The sequence below is a fragment of the Novosphingobium sp. BL-S-24 genome (assembly GCF_055521575.1).
In genome coordinates this window covers 1,079,273-1,092,546 of sequence record NZ_CM145488.1, presented here as the reverse complement: position 1 = coordinate 1,092,546, position 13,274 = coordinate 1,079,273, and the positions used below count along the sequence as shown (strand labels likewise).

General features: G+C 61.7%; 16 protein-coding genes. 14 read left to right on the top strand and 2 right to left on the bottom strand.

Annotated elements, in window-relative coordinates:
* The first annotated feature begins 114 nt into the window (after nt 1-114).
* From ACZ1JM_RS10515 to ACZ1JM_RS10490, 6 genes are all read left to right on the top strand, one after another.
* Entirely contained in the window at nt 115-897 is a 783-nt protein-coding gene (locus tag ACZ1JM_RS10515) for a hypothetical protein (protein ID WP_465134752.1), read from the top strand.
* 210 nt (nt 898-1,107) lie between these two features.
* A complete protein-coding gene (locus ACZ1JM_RS10510; protein ID WP_465134751.1) occupies nt 1,108-2,256 on the top strand; it encodes a DUF47 family protein in 1,149 nt (382 codons plus the stop codon).
* A 9-nt stretch (nt 2,257-2,265) separates the two neighbouring features.
* On the top strand, nt 2,266-3,267 hold the full coding sequence (locus ACZ1JM_RS10505; protein ID WP_465134750.1) for an anion permease: 1,002 nt from the start codon (nt 2,266-2,268) through the stop codon (nt 3,265-3,267).
* Between the two features lie 257 nt (nt 3,268-3,524).
* Nucleotides 3,525-4,190 (top strand): glutathione S-transferase family protein, encoded by a 666-nt coding sequence (locus tag ACZ1JM_RS10500; RefSeq protein ID WP_465134749.1) that lies wholly within the window; start codon nt 3,525-3,527, stop codon nt 4,188-4,190.
* Between the two features lie 7 nt (nt 4,191-4,197).
* On the top strand, nt 4,198-5,043 hold the full coding sequence (locus ACZ1JM_RS10495) for a S1/P1 nuclease (protein WP_465135039.1): 846 nt from the start codon (nt 4,198-4,200) through the stop codon (nt 5,041-5,043).
* Between the two features lie 5 nt (nt 5,044-5,048).
* Entirely contained in the window at nt 5,049-5,981 is a 933-nt protein-coding gene (locus tag ACZ1JM_RS10490; RefSeq protein ID WP_465134748.1) for a DMT family transporter, read from the top strand.
* Here the strand turns inward: ACZ1JM_RS10490 and ACZ1JM_RS10485 are convergent.
* Nucleotides 5,968-7,308 (bottom strand): NupC/NupG family nucleoside CNT transporter, encoded by a 1,341-nt coding sequence (locus ACZ1JM_RS10485; RefSeq protein WP_465134747.1) that lies wholly within the window; start codon nt 7,306-7,308, stop codon nt 5,968-5,970. The genes ACZ1JM_RS10490 and ACZ1JM_RS10485 overlap by 14 nt on opposite strands.
* A gap of 104 nt (nt 7,309-7,412) precedes the next feature.
* Here ACZ1JM_RS10485 and ACZ1JM_RS10480 point away from each other — a divergent pair, with 104 nt between their 5' ends.
* The 8 genes from ACZ1JM_RS10480 to ACZ1JM_RS10445 all read left to right on the top strand — a co-directional run bounded on the left by ACZ1JM_RS10480 (nt 7,413) and on the right by ACZ1JM_RS10445 (nt 12,635).
* On the top strand, nt 7,413-8,075 hold the full coding sequence (locus ACZ1JM_RS10480) for a queuosine precursor transporter (RefSeq protein WP_465134746.1): 663 nt from the start codon (nt 7,413-7,415) through the stop codon (nt 8,073-8,075).
* A 66-nt stretch (nt 8,076-8,141) separates the two neighbouring features.
* A complete protein-coding gene (gene argB / locus ACZ1JM_RS10475) occupies nt 8,142-9,041 on the top strand; it encodes an acetylglutamate kinase (RefSeq protein WP_465134745.1) in 900 nt (299 codons plus the stop codon).
* 66 nt (nt 9,042-9,107) lie between these two features.
* Nucleotides 9,108-9,689 carry a hypothetical protein gene (locus ACZ1JM_RS10470; protein ID WP_465134744.1) on the top strand — a complete coding sequence of 194 codons (582 nt, stop codon included), beginning with the start codon at nt 9,108-9,110 and terminating at the stop codon, nt 9,687-9,689.
* A 93-nt stretch (nt 9,690-9,782) separates the two neighbouring features.
* Nucleotides 9,783-10,076: a YggT family protein gene (locus ACZ1JM_RS10465; protein ID WP_465134743.1), complete on the top strand. Its 294-nt coding sequence runs from the start codon at nt 9,783-9,785 to the stop codon at nt 10,074-10,076.
* Entirely contained in the window at nt 10,076-10,972 is an 897-nt protein-coding gene (gene folD, locus ACZ1JM_RS10460) for a bifunctional methylenetetrahydrofolate dehydrogenase/methenyltetrahydrofolate cyclohydrolase FolD (RefSeq protein WP_465134742.1), read from the top strand. Before ACZ1JM_RS10465 ends, folD begins: the two co-directional genes overlap by 1 nt.
* Nucleotides 10,969-11,676, top strand: coding sequence for a Cif family virulence factor (locus ACZ1JM_RS10455; protein ID WP_465134741.1), 708 nt, complete (start codon nt 10,969-10,971; stop codon nt 11,674-11,676). The genes folD and ACZ1JM_RS10455 overlap by 4 nt, the downstream gene beginning before the upstream one ends.
* 9 nt (nt 11,677-11,685) lie before the next feature.
* Nucleotides 11,686-12,309 carry a MarC family protein gene (locus ACZ1JM_RS10450; protein ID WP_465134740.1) on the top strand — a complete coding sequence of 208 codons (624 nt, stop codon included), beginning with the start codon at nt 11,686-11,688 and terminating at the stop codon, nt 12,307-12,309.
* Nucleotides 12,306-12,635 carry a YnfA family protein gene (locus tag ACZ1JM_RS10445; protein WP_465134739.1) on the top strand — a complete coding sequence of 110 codons (330 nt, stop codon included), beginning with the start codon at nt 12,306-12,308 and terminating at the stop codon, nt 12,633-12,635. The genes ACZ1JM_RS10450 and ACZ1JM_RS10445 overlap by 4 nt, the downstream gene beginning before the upstream one ends.
* Before the next feature lie 22 nt (nt 12,636-12,657).
* Here ACZ1JM_RS10445 and ACZ1JM_RS10440 read toward each other — a convergent pair whose 3' ends face one another.
* A complete protein-coding gene (locus ACZ1JM_RS10440; protein ID WP_465134738.1) occupies nt 12,658-13,269 on the bottom strand; it encodes an LON peptidase substrate-binding domain-containing protein in 612 nt (203 codons plus the stop codon).
* Nucleotides 13,270-13,274 lie beyond the last annotated feature (5 nt).

Here is a 13,274-nt window from a genome sequence, read left to right as displayed (position 1 = left end):
GGGTAAGCTCTATTCATGTTTGCCGGAAAGTTACGCAAATCAGTGAAATTAAATTGTTAGCTTTCGTGGCATGTCCTAATAAGTACCTAATCCCACGCTTTATGTGCAGTTCGAATGACTTTGGAAGATAGCACCGTTCTTCAGTGGACATATCAGCCTAAGCATTTTTTTGAAGAAAAATGCGTTCTCGCTATCGAAGAAGGTATAGTCACCATCGAAAATGGCAATGTAGAGGGTCGTTTTCCTTCTATTTTCTATCGTGACGGACGCGCATTTCGAGATAAAATACATTCTGTTGTAATAGATGCGTTCGTTGCGCAGCAAATTTACGTTCATGAAGTTTTTAAACTTCATGAGGCGTCGATGAAACTGGAATGTGCCGATGGGCGGATTCATGTAATGCTTTTTCCGGATACCATTTTTTCTACGCAAACCGTTTGTTGTCCAGATATTATATCTTACGATGCGGCTGGCAAAGTCATTGGCGATACGAAAGCAGAGCGATTAGTCAGGCAGCGTAACTTTCGCGACCATGTCGCAACTTTAATAAAGCAAGATGCTGTTCTAAAATCGATGTTACAAAGTTTTCGAAATGCGATTTCGGATAGAGCAAATTTCTTGGTCCATCTGTATGAAATCAGGGATGCTATCAGCAAACAGTACGGCGGCGAGCAGGCAGGGCTCGCATCTGCCGGTGTTTCGGCGAAAGATTGGCGCGAGTTGGGTCGCCTCGCAAATGATGAGCCTTTATTGGAAGGGCGTCATCGCGGCAAAGCCTCTCACCTTCGATTGGCAACACCGGAAGAAGTTCATTGGGCCGTCGAATTTGGGCAACGATTGATTGAGAGCTATGTGGCGAACCAAATTAGTCTGAGTAAAACACACGCTGAAGATTGAAAGCCGCATAGCAAAACCGGTGTAATCGCCAAACCAGCCACGACATGAATGTGACTGGCCAGCGCCGCGTTGGACGGCCCGTGGCGAAGTCGGCACCATCGCACCAATAGAATTGCGCCCCGCATATTCGTTTGTGACGATTGCGTGACGCTGGCGGCTCGACTATGGGCCGCGCTTCGTATGCGCCGGGGATGAAAGGAGATCTCGCCAATGCGCCAGATTGCCGTTCTTCCCTACCGCACCGTCGGCAACGCCATCGATGCGCCGATTCAGATCCTGCTGATCACCTCGCGCAGCACGCGCCGCTGGGTGATTCCCAAGGGCGGCCTGATGAAGGGCCTGTCCCCGCATGCCGCCGCTTCGCAGGAGGCGCAGGAGGAGGCGGGCGTGCTGGGCGCGACGTGCCCGGTGCCGCTGGGGTCCTATCGCTATCGCAAACAGCGCAATTCGGGCGCTTCGGTATGGGCGGACGTGGACGTCTATCCGTTCGCCGTGACCGAGGAACTCGCTACCTGGGACGAGCAGCACCAGCGCGAACGCCGGTGGTTTCCGCTTGCCGAGGCGGCCCGTTCGGTGGACGAGGAAGACTTGCGCGCGCTTATCCGTTCCTTCGGCGCGCGGGAATTTCGCGCCGCAGCCAGTCCGGCTCGCTTTATCGGTGCGGTGGCCGATACGGTCGCAAACAAGACAGGGGTTACCGCCATGTTCGCCTGGTTCCAGAAGCTGCTGCCAGAGCAGGGCAATTTCTTCGACTTGTTCGAGCGGCAGGCGGCAACGCTGGTCGCCGGCGCCGATGCGCTTGCCCGGCTGGCGCAGGGTGGCCCCGGCCGCGCCCAGCACATCCGCGAAATCGCCGAGCGTGAGCATGACGCCGACGATATCACGCGCGAAGTGCTGCAGACGGTGCGCCGCAGCTTCCTGACCCCGTTCGACCGGTCCGCGATCACCAGCCTGATCAACACGATGGACGATGCCATCGACGAGATGCAGCAGACCGCCAACGCGTCGGACCTGTACGACGTCACCACCTTTGAGCCGGAGATGGTGGACATGGCAGCGATCATCGTCGACGCTGCTCGTCTGACGGCGGAGGCCATGCCGCTGCTGCGCAAGATCGGCGACAACGGCCATCGCCTGCACGAATTGACCGAACGCCTGGTGCGCATGGAAGGCCATGCCGACGAAATCCACGCGTCGGGCTTGCGGCGTCTGTTCAAGGCGGATTCCGGCCCCAACGGGCGCGGCGATCCGATGCACTTCTTCGTCCGACAGGAAATGTTCAAGCGGCTTGAGCGCGTGGTCGACCGGTTCGAGGATCTCGCCAACGAGATCGACGGCCTGGTCATCGATCACTCGTAAGCCCTTTTCATGGACCACAGCCTTGCCCTGCCGCTGCTGATCGGGCTTGTCGCCCTGGCGCTGGCGTTCGATTTCCTGAACGGGCTGCACGATGCCGCCAATGCCATCGCAACGGTGGTGGCGACCCGGCTGCTGTCCCCGGTGGTCGCGGTGCTGTTTGCCGCTGCGGGCAATTTTGCGGCCTATTTCTTCGTTGGGCTGCATGTTGCCGAAACCGTGGGCAAGGGCATCATCGATGTCGATGCGGTGACGCCGGCCGTAGTCTTCGGCGCGCTGGTGGGGGCGATGTTCTGGAACGTGCTCACCTGGATCAAGGGCATTCCTTCCAGTTCCAGCCACGCGCTGATCGGCGGGCTGCTGGGCGCGGGCATCGCGCACGGCGGGTTCGCGGTGGTTGAAAGTTCGGGCACGCTCAAGACGATCGCGGCGATCTTCGTGTCGCCGGTGCTCGGATTCGCGCTGGCGATGGGGCTGATGCTGCTGACCAGCTGGATCTTCCGGGGGGCAACGCCGCGCCGGTCGAACGGCATTTTCAAAACGCTGCACCTGTTTTCCAGCGCCGCCTATTCGATAAGCCACGGCGGCAACGATGCGCAGAAGACGATGGGTATCATCGCCGTGCTGCTCTATTCCACCGGCCATATGACCGGCGAGTTCCATGTGCCGCACTGGGTCGTGCTCTCGTGCTACGTGGCGATATCGCTGGGCACGCTGTCGGGCGGGTGGAAGATCATCAAGACGATGGGGTCGAAGCTGACCAAGCTGAACCACCATTCCGGCTTTTGCGCCTCTACCGCCGGGTCGATCGTGGTGTTCGGGGCGAGCGCGATGGGCATTCCGGTTTCCACCACGCACGCGATTACCGGCTCGGTCGTCGGCACCGGGGCGGCTCGGCGCGCCAGTGCGGTGCGCTGGTCGGTCGCCAGTCGGGTGATCGTGGCGTGGTTCATCACCATCCCCGCAAGCGCAGGGGTGGGCGCGCTGTTCTATCTGCTGACGCGGTTGTTCTGACGCGGACGTGCTGCCGGGCGCGATTTTCCTACATCGCCCGATCCTGCTATGATCGCGGCGGGTTTGTGCATCCCGGTTAGGCCGGATGCCGGATCCGGCCATATGAACACCCCGTTCCGCATGCACTTCATCAACTAAACCCTCTCTGCAATCCACCGCCGGGCAGGTCCGGGAAATTTTTCCACCCCGCTTCTGCCTCGACACGCCGATCCACAGACACTAGGTCGCGATTTCAGCCACTCGAGGAACGCCGCCCCGTGAAGCTCATCATCGGCAACAAGAACTATTCAAGCTGGTCGCTGCGCGGCTGGCTGGCGTGCAGGCAATCCGGCCTGCACTTTGAGGAATTGACCGTCCCGCTGTTCGGAGAGGAATGGGAAGCGCTGAAGCGCAATTCCGATGACCTCGCCCCCAGCCACGGCAAAGTGCCGATCCTGTGGGATGGCGACGCGGTGGTGTGGGACAGTCTGGCGATCGTCGATTACCTGGCCGACAAGGTTGGGCGCGACCGGTTCTGGCCCAAGGCCGATGACGCGCGGGCGATGGCGCGATCGATGGTGGCGGAAATGCACTCCAGCTACCTCTCGCTGCGCAAGTCCTGCCCGATGAACATCCGCTCCCGCGTGGAACTGCCGGGCCTGGACGACGATACCCGCGCCGACATCGTGCGCATCCTGACGCTTTGGGCGGAAGCGCGGGCACGGTTCGGCAAAGGCGGGCCGTTCCTGTTCGGCACCTTCGGCGCGGCAGACGTGTTCTACGCCCCGGTGGTCAGCCGTTTCCTGACGTACGGCATCGGCGTCCCCGGTTTCGCCCAGGCCTATATGCAGGCGGTATGGGAGCACGAGTGGATGCAGGCGTGGATCAACGCAGCCGAGGCCGAGGAATGGGTAATCGAGCAGTACGAAAAGCCGGTCGCCTGATCCGATGATGCGCAGAGTGGCAATCTGGCTGGCGACGATGCTGGCGCTTGCGGCGACTCCGGCGATGGCGTGGGGGGCGATGGGACACCGCACCGTTGGTGCGATCGCCATGGCCAACGTACGGCCTTCGACCCGGGCAGCGATCCGCCAACTGCTGCGGCATGAAGCGCAGATCGATACGCCTAAATGCCGGATGACGACGCTGGCGGACGCGGCGGTTTGGCCCGACTGTATCAAGGGTGAGCGCTGGCGCTGGGCCTTTGCCAATTCGTGGCACTACCACGACCAGCCGATCTGCGGGGACTTCGACCCCAAGGCCAACTGCCGCGACGGCAATTGCGCCACCGCCCAGATCGAGCGGGACGCCAAACTGCTGGCGGATCGCAAGCTGGCCCCAGTGCTGCGACTTGAGGCATTGGCGTTTCTTGTCCACTTCGTCGGCGATGTTCACCAGCCTCTTCATGTCGGGGAAAATGAGGACATGGGCGGCAATTCGGTGAAGGCCGATTACGGCATTGCGCCGGGCCGCAACCTGCATTCGATCTGGGATGGCGTGCTGGCGGAACGGGCGATCACCTCGGCCCGTCCACCGCTGGTGCGGGTCTATACGGCATCGGAAAAAGCGCGGCTCGCCACCGGTACTCTGGAGGATTGGGAGCGGGAAAGCTGGCAGATCAGCCGCGACTTCCTCTATCCGCTCGCGTTCGGCGGAAAGCTACCTTGCGGCATAAAGGAGCCGCCGAAGATCGTCTGGTCCAACGACGCCACCGAACGCGCGATCCCGATCATAGATGAGCGGATCGAACGGGCAGGGCTGCGACTGGCGAAGATGCTGGACGAGGCGCTGGCCTGACTGACGTGACGGAATCCCGATCCAACACCCGCGCGTTTCTGATGCTTGGCCTCGTGATGATTTTCTGGGCCGGCAATTCGATTGTCGGCCGCGCAGTCCGCGATGACATACCGCCATTCACGCTGGCATTCGGACGCTGGCTTATAGCCTGCTGTTTGCTGGCTCCGTTTGCAATACGGCGTCTTTGGGCAGAACGGAATGCGGTCCGGGCGGGTTGGCGCTGGATCCTGGCGCTGGGATTTCTGGGAATCGTCTGTTTCAACTCGTTCGTTTATTCGGGCTTGCGATACACCAGTTCGGCGAACGCTCTATTGTTGCAAGCCTCCATTCCAGCGCTGGTGCTGGTGCTGGATCGGGTGTTTTTCGGCACAAGATCAGGCATCGCCCAGAAGGCCGGGGTCGCATTATCGACCATCGGCGTCATCGGCATCGTGTTCAAGGGCGATGCCTCGCAACTGACTAGCTTGCGTCTGCGGATCGGGGATGCGCTGGTGCTTTGCGGGGTGACGGTATGGGCGCTGTACACGGTCCTGCTGCGCAAGAAACCGGCCGTGTCCTCGTCCAGTTTTCTGCTGGTGGTATTCATCCTCGGCGCGTTGGTGATGGCACCGCTTGCAGCGATGGAGGCGCAACAGGGCAAGGCGGTGGAATGGAGCCTGCCCGTCGTCGGTGCGTTCGCTTACGTTGGAATTTTCCCCTCGGTGCTGGCCTATTTCATCTACAACGCGGCGACTGCGCAGGTCGGCGCTGCGCGGGCAGGGCAGGCGATCACCATGATGCCGCTGTTCGGGGCGGTCCTTTCATCGGTGTTGTTGGGCGAACGTCTGGAGAGCTATCACTTCATCGGGATGGCGATGATCCTGGCCGGTATAGTCGTTTCCGCGCTGTCACTGGTCCGACCTGGTGCGGCGGGAAGGGTGGGCATCAACCGACCGTAAGAAAAAGCCCCGCCAGCGCCGCGCTCATCAGGTTGGACAGGCTGCCCGCAGCCAGTGCCCGGATGCCCAGCTTGGCGATGATCGGGCGCTGGTTCGGCGCCAGCCCTCCGGTCACGGCCATCTGGATCGCGATCGAAGAGAAGTTGGCAAAACCACAAAGCGCGAACGTCACCACAGCGACAGTGCGCGGAGAAAGAGCGCCGTCCTTCCCGAGTTCGATGAATGAGACGAATTCGTTGAGAACGATCTTGGTGCCGAACAGACCGCCGGCATGCATCGCCTCGGTCCAATCCGGGGTCGCCAGCAGATAGAAGATCGGTGCAAAAACGTAGCCGAGCAGCGACTGGAAGGTCACCCCGGCAAACCCGAAAATCCCGGCGAACCAGCCCACGAAACCGTTCGCCAACGCGATCAGCGCCACGAACGCCAGCACCATCGCGCCAACGGCCACCGCCAGTTTGACGCCGGTTTGGGCACCCTGCGACGCCGCCATGATGATGTTCGCCGGCTTTTCCTCTTCGTGCTCGACCGGCTCCGGCTCATCGACATGAACGCCCGGCTGGTGAGTCACGTCTTCCCGGTTGAGTGCCGCAGCGGCCATACCGGCGGGAGGGGAAGTGCCTTCGTGAAGGTTTGTATCGCCGGGCATTGCATCTTCGCCAGCGACCGGGCGGGGATCCGGCATGATCATCTTCGCCATGAAGATGCCGCCCGGTGCTGACATGAATGCCGCCGCGACCAGATAGTCGATGCGGATGCCCATCGATGCGTACGCCGCCAGGATCGTACCCGCGACGCCCGCCAGTCCCACCGTCATGACACAAAACAACTGCGAGGGATTGAGCGAGGCGAGATAGGGGCGGATCACCAGCGGCGCTTCACTCTGCCCCACGAAGATGTTGGAAGCGGCGCACAGGCTTTCGACCTTGCTGATCCCGGTGACTTTTTCGAGCGCACCGCCAAGCCAACGCACCACCAGCGGCATGATCTTGAGATAATAGAGGATCGAGATAAGCGATGCGAAGAAGATGATCACCGGCAGCGCGGAAATGGCGAAGCTTTGCCCGCCGATCTCTGGCGAGGCGAGGGGGCCGAACAGGAAGTCCACGCCAGCGTGCGCATAGCCGAGCAGGCTTTCCACGCCGGACGCAGCGCCACGCAGCAGCCGGTTGCCGAACGGAACGTAGAGGACGAGTGCGGCCAGCCCCGCCTGAAGCGCAAACGCCGCGCCGACCACCCGCAGCCGGATGGCCCTGCGGTTGGTCGAAAGCAGGAACGCTGCCGCCATGATAAGAACGATGCCGATCAGGCTGTAGGCGACATGCATCGAGGCGCGCGGCTCCGGGGAAACTGTTGAACAGGCGGCGGAACCTAGTGGCACGAGCGTGAGACGGCTAGTGCAATCGTTCGTTGCCGGTTAGAGGCTTGGGGATGAATCAGGCCACAGGCATTCGCGGACCGGTAATCACCCGATCACTTTTCGTTTTCTCGTTGCTTTACGGCGGACTGGTGGTGTTGGCCGGTGTCTTAGGCACCAAGCTCGCTTCGCTGGGGCACTGGCCTGTACTGGGCGATCTGGCTGTCGAATCGGGAATATTCGCGTTCCTCTTGCTGGTCGTGTTGTCCAGCGCGGTGGCGGAATTGCATGGGACGGACTGCGCCAACCGGCTGGTGCGGTTCGGGTTCATCCCGCTGATCGTATCCATGCTGCTTCTGACCTTCGTCATCAACGTGGTGCCGCCCGCCGTGTTCTGGAACGATCAGGAGGCATACGCCCGGCTGCTGGGGCAGGGCGCGCGGATGCAGTTCGCGGGACTGATTTCCTATGGTGTCTCGCAGACGCTGAACGTCTACCTGTTTTCTCGACTGTCGCGTGGTGGCGGCCGCCTGCTGATGGTGCGCGCGTGGATCGCGAGCATGCTTTCGCAGACGATCGACACACTGCTGTTCATCAGTATTTCCTTCGCGGGCACCGGTGTCCCGTTGCACGCGATCATGGAAGGGCAGATCATTTCCAAGCTGGTGCTGTCCACGATCATGGTCCCGCCTTTCATCTGGTTTTTCGTCAAGCTCGGCCGCAAGCTGGACGCCTGACCGGCGGCGACAAAAAATCGCGCAAAACGGGTTCAAAAACACACGGACCCGCGTAAAGCGCGTTGCATGTCGAATCCGCATCACCCCGCTCTGCTGGCCAAGGCCGAAACCCTCGTCGATGCGCTGCCGTATATGCAGCGGTACGCCGGGTGCACGTTCGTTGTGAAATACGGTGGGCACGCGATGGGCGACCCGGAAAAGGCGGTCGATTTCGCCGAGGACGTGGTGCTGCTCAAGGCCGTGGGCATCAACGTGGTGGTGGTGCACGGCGGCGGACCGCAGATCGGGGCGATGCTCAAGACCATGGGCGTCGAAAGCCGCTTCGTCGACGGGCTGCGCGTTACCGACAAGGAAACCGCGCAGGTGGCTGAAATGGTCCTGTCGGGTGCCATCAACAAGGAGATCGTCGGCTGGATCGCGCGCGCCGGCGGCAAGGCGATGGGCGTTTCTGGCAAGGACGGCGGCATGGTCACTGCCCGGAAGGTGCAGCGCACGCGCAAGGATCCCGACAGCCTGATCGAACAGGTAGTCGATCTCGGCTTCGTGGGGGAGCCGGACAGCATCGACACCACCGTGATCGACACGATTTCGGCAGCGGGCATGATCCCGGTGATCGCCCCGATCGCACCGGGCCCTGATGGACAGACGTACAACGTAAACGCCGATACGATGGCAGGCGCAATTGCCGCTTCGCTGGGCGCATCACGTCTGTTCCTGCTGACTGATGTGGCAGGCGTGCTGGACAAGCAGGGAAATCTGCTCACCGATCTTACCCCTTCCGCGATCGAAGGGCTGAAGGCGGACGGGACGATCTCCGGCGGGATGATCCCCAAGCTCGAAACCTGCATCCACGCGGTAGAGGCGGGATGCGAGGCCGCCGTCGTGCTTGACGGGCGGGTATCGCATGCCATGTTGCTGGAAATATTCACGCAGGAAGGTGCAGGCACGCTGATCCGGGCGGGTTGATACCTTTCGCATCACAAAACGTCCCTTCGGGGGGGAACCTGCTAACCGAAAGGTGCTTTTGAACAGATGCGTATCTCAGCCGTCTTCACCCCGGTATTCGTCACTGCGCTTTCAGCTAGCGCGCTTTTGCTCGCCGGGTGTGACAGGACGTCTGAGAATCCATCGGCATCAGCCAGCGGCAATGTAGCGTCCAGCGCCAGCGGCGCGATCGTGGACGACGCTGTGGGTGACAATCCATCGGATGCTGCCTCCGGGGCATCGACAGATACGCAGTTGCCTGCGCTCGACATGGGCGCCCTTATGGAGCGCAAGGACCCTGAGCGGCTGCTGCGTTATTATGTCAGCGCGATCCGTAACAAGGATTGGGCCAGCGCGGCCAAGGCATGGACTCTGGATGCGCAGATGACCCCGGACAAGCTGGAGGCTGAATTCGGCGGCCAGGCCGGGCCGCGGCTGGCGGTAGGCAAGGGCGACGCCGCCAGTGCGGCCGGATCACAGTTCTACGAGGCGCCGCTGGTCATCGACTTTACCGATGGGCGGCCCGCCAAGCGGGGGACCATCGTGCTGCGCCGCGTGAACGATACGCCGGGCGCCAGCGAACCGCAGTTGAACTGGCGGATCGAGCGGACTTCTACGCTCACGCAATAACGGTCTACCCTTCGACATACCCTTGCCCGTGCGGGGCCTGCTCGGCTATCAGCGCGGCTTGATGCGCTTTCACACGCAGCGAAGGAGCCGACGTTGCTGTTCTATACCCTCTACCAGATCGTCGATTACCTGATTCAGATCATCGTTTTCGTGGTGATCGTCCAATTCGTGCTGAGCCTGCTGATCGCTTTCAACGTGGTCAATATGCACAACCAGTTCGTTTCTGCCGTTTACACGGCGCTGAATGCCATCTTGGAGCCCATGCTGAGGCCCATACGGAAGATCATGCCGAATACAGGGGCGATCGACTTTTCGCCAATGGTGCTGATCATCGGGCTGACCATCATTCAGATCATTCTCGGCAATCTGGCGCGGGCATACGGCTGATGACGCAGGCGTCCATCATCGATGGCAAAGCGTTTGCCGAAAGCCTGCGGGAACGTGTTGCTCGGGTCGCGGGCCGCTTCGCCGAAAAAGCTGGGCGCAAGGCGGGTCTTGCGGTTGTGCTCGTCGGCGAAGATCCAGCCAGCCAGGTCTATGTGCGCAGCAAGGGCAAGCAGACCGTAGCTTGCGGGATGGAAAGCTTCGAGCACAAGCTGCCTGCCGATGCATCCGAAGAGGAATTGCTGGCGGTTGTGGAACAGCTGAACGCCGATGCGGCGGTCGACGGCATCCTCGTGCAACTGCCGCTGCCTGCTCATATGAACGAGCAGCAGGTTATCGCCACGATCAACCCGGACAAGGACGTGGACGGCTTTCACGTCGTCAACGTCGGTCGGCTGGCAACGGGCATGCCCGGCTTTGTACCATGTACGCCGCTTGGCTGCGCCATGCTGTTGAAGGACCGGCTGGGTTCGCTGGCGGGGTTGAACGCGGTTGTCGTCGGGCGCTCCAACATCGTCGGTAAGCCGATGGCCCAGTTGCTCATCGCCGAAAGCTGCACGGTGACGGTGGCGCACAGCCGTACCAAGGATCTGTCCGATGTGGTCCGCCGCGCGGATATCGTGGTGGCGGCGGTCGGTCGGCCGGAAATGGTGAAAGGCGATTGGCTCAAGCCAGGCGCCACGGTGATCGACGTCGGTATTAACCGCGTCCCGGGCGACGTGGAGGGCAAGACGCGCCTGGTCGGCGATGTCGATTTCGGTTCCGCGATCGACGTGGCGGGCAGCATCACTCCTGTGCCAGGCGGTGTCGGGCCGATGACTATCGCCGTGCTCCTGCGCAATACGATCGTGGCGGCGCATCGCAACATGGGCATGGAACTGGACGAGTCGGAACTTTGACAAAGCGTGCGTCCGCTTTGGCGCTGGTGGCGCTGGCGGGCGCCGTGATCCTGCCGACGGGCGGGGAGGCCAGAGGCTCGAACCGGCGTCTGCCGCCGGGGACGGGAACGGCTAATCCAAGCGCACTCGTCGCCAATGAGATCGCCTTTGCCCGGATGGCGCGCGAAAAAGGCCAGTGGACCGCCTTTCGCGCTTTCGCGGACGATGATGGCGTGATGTTCGTGCCCCAGCCGGTGCTTGCGAAAGAATGGCTGCGTGGACGTGCCGATCCGGCGGTTCCGGTGCAGTGGCAGACCCATCAGGTATGGATGAGCTGCGACGGTACGCTGGGCGTCACCAAGGGCGCGTGGCAGGGCGCGGACGGCAAGGCTGGTTATTTCACCACGATTTGGAAACAGCAGAAAAAAGGCACGTACCGCTGGGTGCTAGACCAAGGGGACACGTTGGCCGCGCCGTTGCCCAACCCGGAGATGCTCTCCGCCTTGGTGGCGGACTGTGCTGGGCAGTCGCCACGCGATCTGCCGGACGGCAGCATCGTGGTGGAAGGCAAAGCGGTAGGTCCCAAGGGCTCGGGGCGATCGGATGACGGCACGCTTGCGTGGGCATACAATGTCGCCCCCGACAACGGCCGGACATTGTCGGTGTCCCTGCGCCGGGATGGTCGGATGCAACAGGTCCTGTCGTTGAATGTGGCCGGGGGGTAGGCGGTAACGATGTACGAGCTTTTCATCAGCGCTTTCGTCACGCTGTTCGTCGTGATCGACCCGCCGGGATGCGCGCCCATTTACGCGGGCCTTTCCGCCGGGGCGAGCCGTCGGCAGGCGGTGTCGATGGCAGGCCGGGCATGCCTGATCGCAGGCACGATCCTGGTCATGTTCGGTCTGTTCGGAGAGCGCCTGCTGGGCGCGCTGCACATTGAACTGGACGCTTTTCGCATCGCCGGCGGGATCATGCTGTTCATGATCGCCGTGGATATGGTGTTCGAAAAGCGCACTCAGCGCCGGGAAGAGCGTGCCGAAAAGATCATGGGCACGCCTGAGGTCGAGGATGTGTCGGTTTTCCCGATGGCAATGCCGATGCTGGCTGGCCCTGGTTCCATTGCAACGATGATGCTGCTGACCGCGCGTGCTCAGGGATCGCAACAGACGCTGGTCATTCTTGGCGCGATGGCAGCGGTGATGCTGCTCAGCTTTGCTGCGTTGGCCGCCGCCGGGCCGCTGATGCGCGTTCTGGGTGACAAGGTCGAAGCAGTCATCTCCCGTCTGCTGGGCGTGTTGCTGGCAGCGCTTGCCGCGCAGTACGTGATTGATGGCGTGGAGGCGACCCTGCTTCGGTGAGCTACACAGCCGCGATCTATCTGTGCGCAGCGTTGGCAGAGATCGCTGGCTGTTTCGCGTTCTGGGCGTGGCTGCGGCTCGACCGGACCATCTGGTGGTTGGTACCGGGTGTTTTTTCGCTCACCCTGTTCGCCTGGTTGCTAACACTTGTGGATACGAGCCAGGCGGGGCGCGCTTACGCCGCATATGGCGGGATCTATATCACGTCCGCACTGCTCTGGATGTGGATGATCGAAGGCGTTCGGCCGGATCGGTGGGACTTGGCCGGGCTCGCGCTATGCCTATGTGGGGCCGCAGTCATATTGATCGGACCCCATCGCGCCTAAGTCAGGGCAAGCTCTCCCACGACTACTGCAGCGTCACGCCGTCGTCGTCATCGTCCTTGGTGCGACCGAAGAACTGCATCAATTGCACTAGCAGCTCGCACCGCTCGGCAAGGCCCGAGGCTTCCAGCAAGGCCTGCTTGGCGGCGGAATCGAACGGGGCGATTTGGGATACCCCGTTGATGAGCGACACATCGTCCAACCGGCCGACCTGCTCCCAATCCACCGCATACCCCTGCGTCTTGGCAAAGCGGCGGGCTTCACGCTCGAAGCTTGCCCGTTCGATGGGGGCAAGCACTTCGTCGTTGCGCTCGGGAAGAAGTTCGGCCTCGACCTGACGGAACGGAGTGGTCACCTCCAGTTCCCGGATGATGCGAAAGCGGGAAATGCCTTCGAGGACGACGTTGTACCGGCCATCTTCCATGGCCTCAACATCGCCGATCCGGCCCAGGCACCCAACATTGTAAAGGCTCGCGCCTTCCACGGGCCGCTGCGGCTGGATCATCCCAATCCGCCGATCCCGAGCCAGCGCGTCGCTTATCATCGCCCGATAACGCGGCTCGAAAATATGCAACGGCAATTGCAGGCCCGGGTACAGCAGAGCCCCTGGCAACGGAAAGATCGTGATGCGGGCCAAGCGCC

Bases quoted from the DNA above. Each gene is read 5' to 3' on its own strand.
- ACZ1JM_RS10485 (WP_465134747.1), bottom strand. From the start codon at position 7,308: ATGCATGTCGCCTACAGCCTGATCGGCATCGTTCTTATCATGGCGGCA.
- ACZ1JM_RS10505 (WP_465134750.1), top strand. From the start codon at position 2,266: ATGGACCACAGCCTTGCCCTGCCGCTGCTGATCGGGCTTGTCGCCCTG.
- ACZ1JM_RS10480 (WP_465134746.1), top strand. From the start codon at position 7,413: ATGAATCAGGCCACAGGCATTCGCGGACCGGTAATCACCCGATCACTT.
- ACZ1JM_RS10470 (WP_465134744.1), top strand. From the start codon at position 9,108: ATGCGTATCTCAGCCGTCTTCACCCCGGTATTCGTCACTGCGCTTTCA.
- ACZ1JM_RS10495 (WP_465135039.1), top strand. From the start codon at position 4,198: ATGCGCAGAGTGGCAATCTGGCTGGCGACGATGCTGGCGCTTGCGGCG.
- ACZ1JM_RS10450 (WP_465134740.1), top strand. From the start codon at position 11,686: ATGTACGAGCTTTTCATCAGCGCTTTCGTCACGCTGTTCGTCGTGATC.
- ACZ1JM_RS10515 (WP_465134752.1), top strand. From the start codon at position 115: ATGACTTTGGAAGATAGCACCGTTCTTCAGTGGACATATCAGCCTAAG.
- ACZ1JM_RS10510 (WP_465134751.1), top strand. From the start codon at position 1,108: ATGCGCCAGATTGCCGTTCTTCCCTACCGCACCGTCGGCAACGCCATC.
- folD (WP_465134742.1), top strand. From the start codon at position 10,076: ATGACGCAGGCGTCCATCATCGATGGCAAAGCGTTTGCCGAAAGCCTG.
- argB (WP_465134745.1), top strand. From the start codon at position 8,142: ATGTCGAATCCGCATCACCCCGCTCTGCTGGCCAAGGCCGAAACCCTC.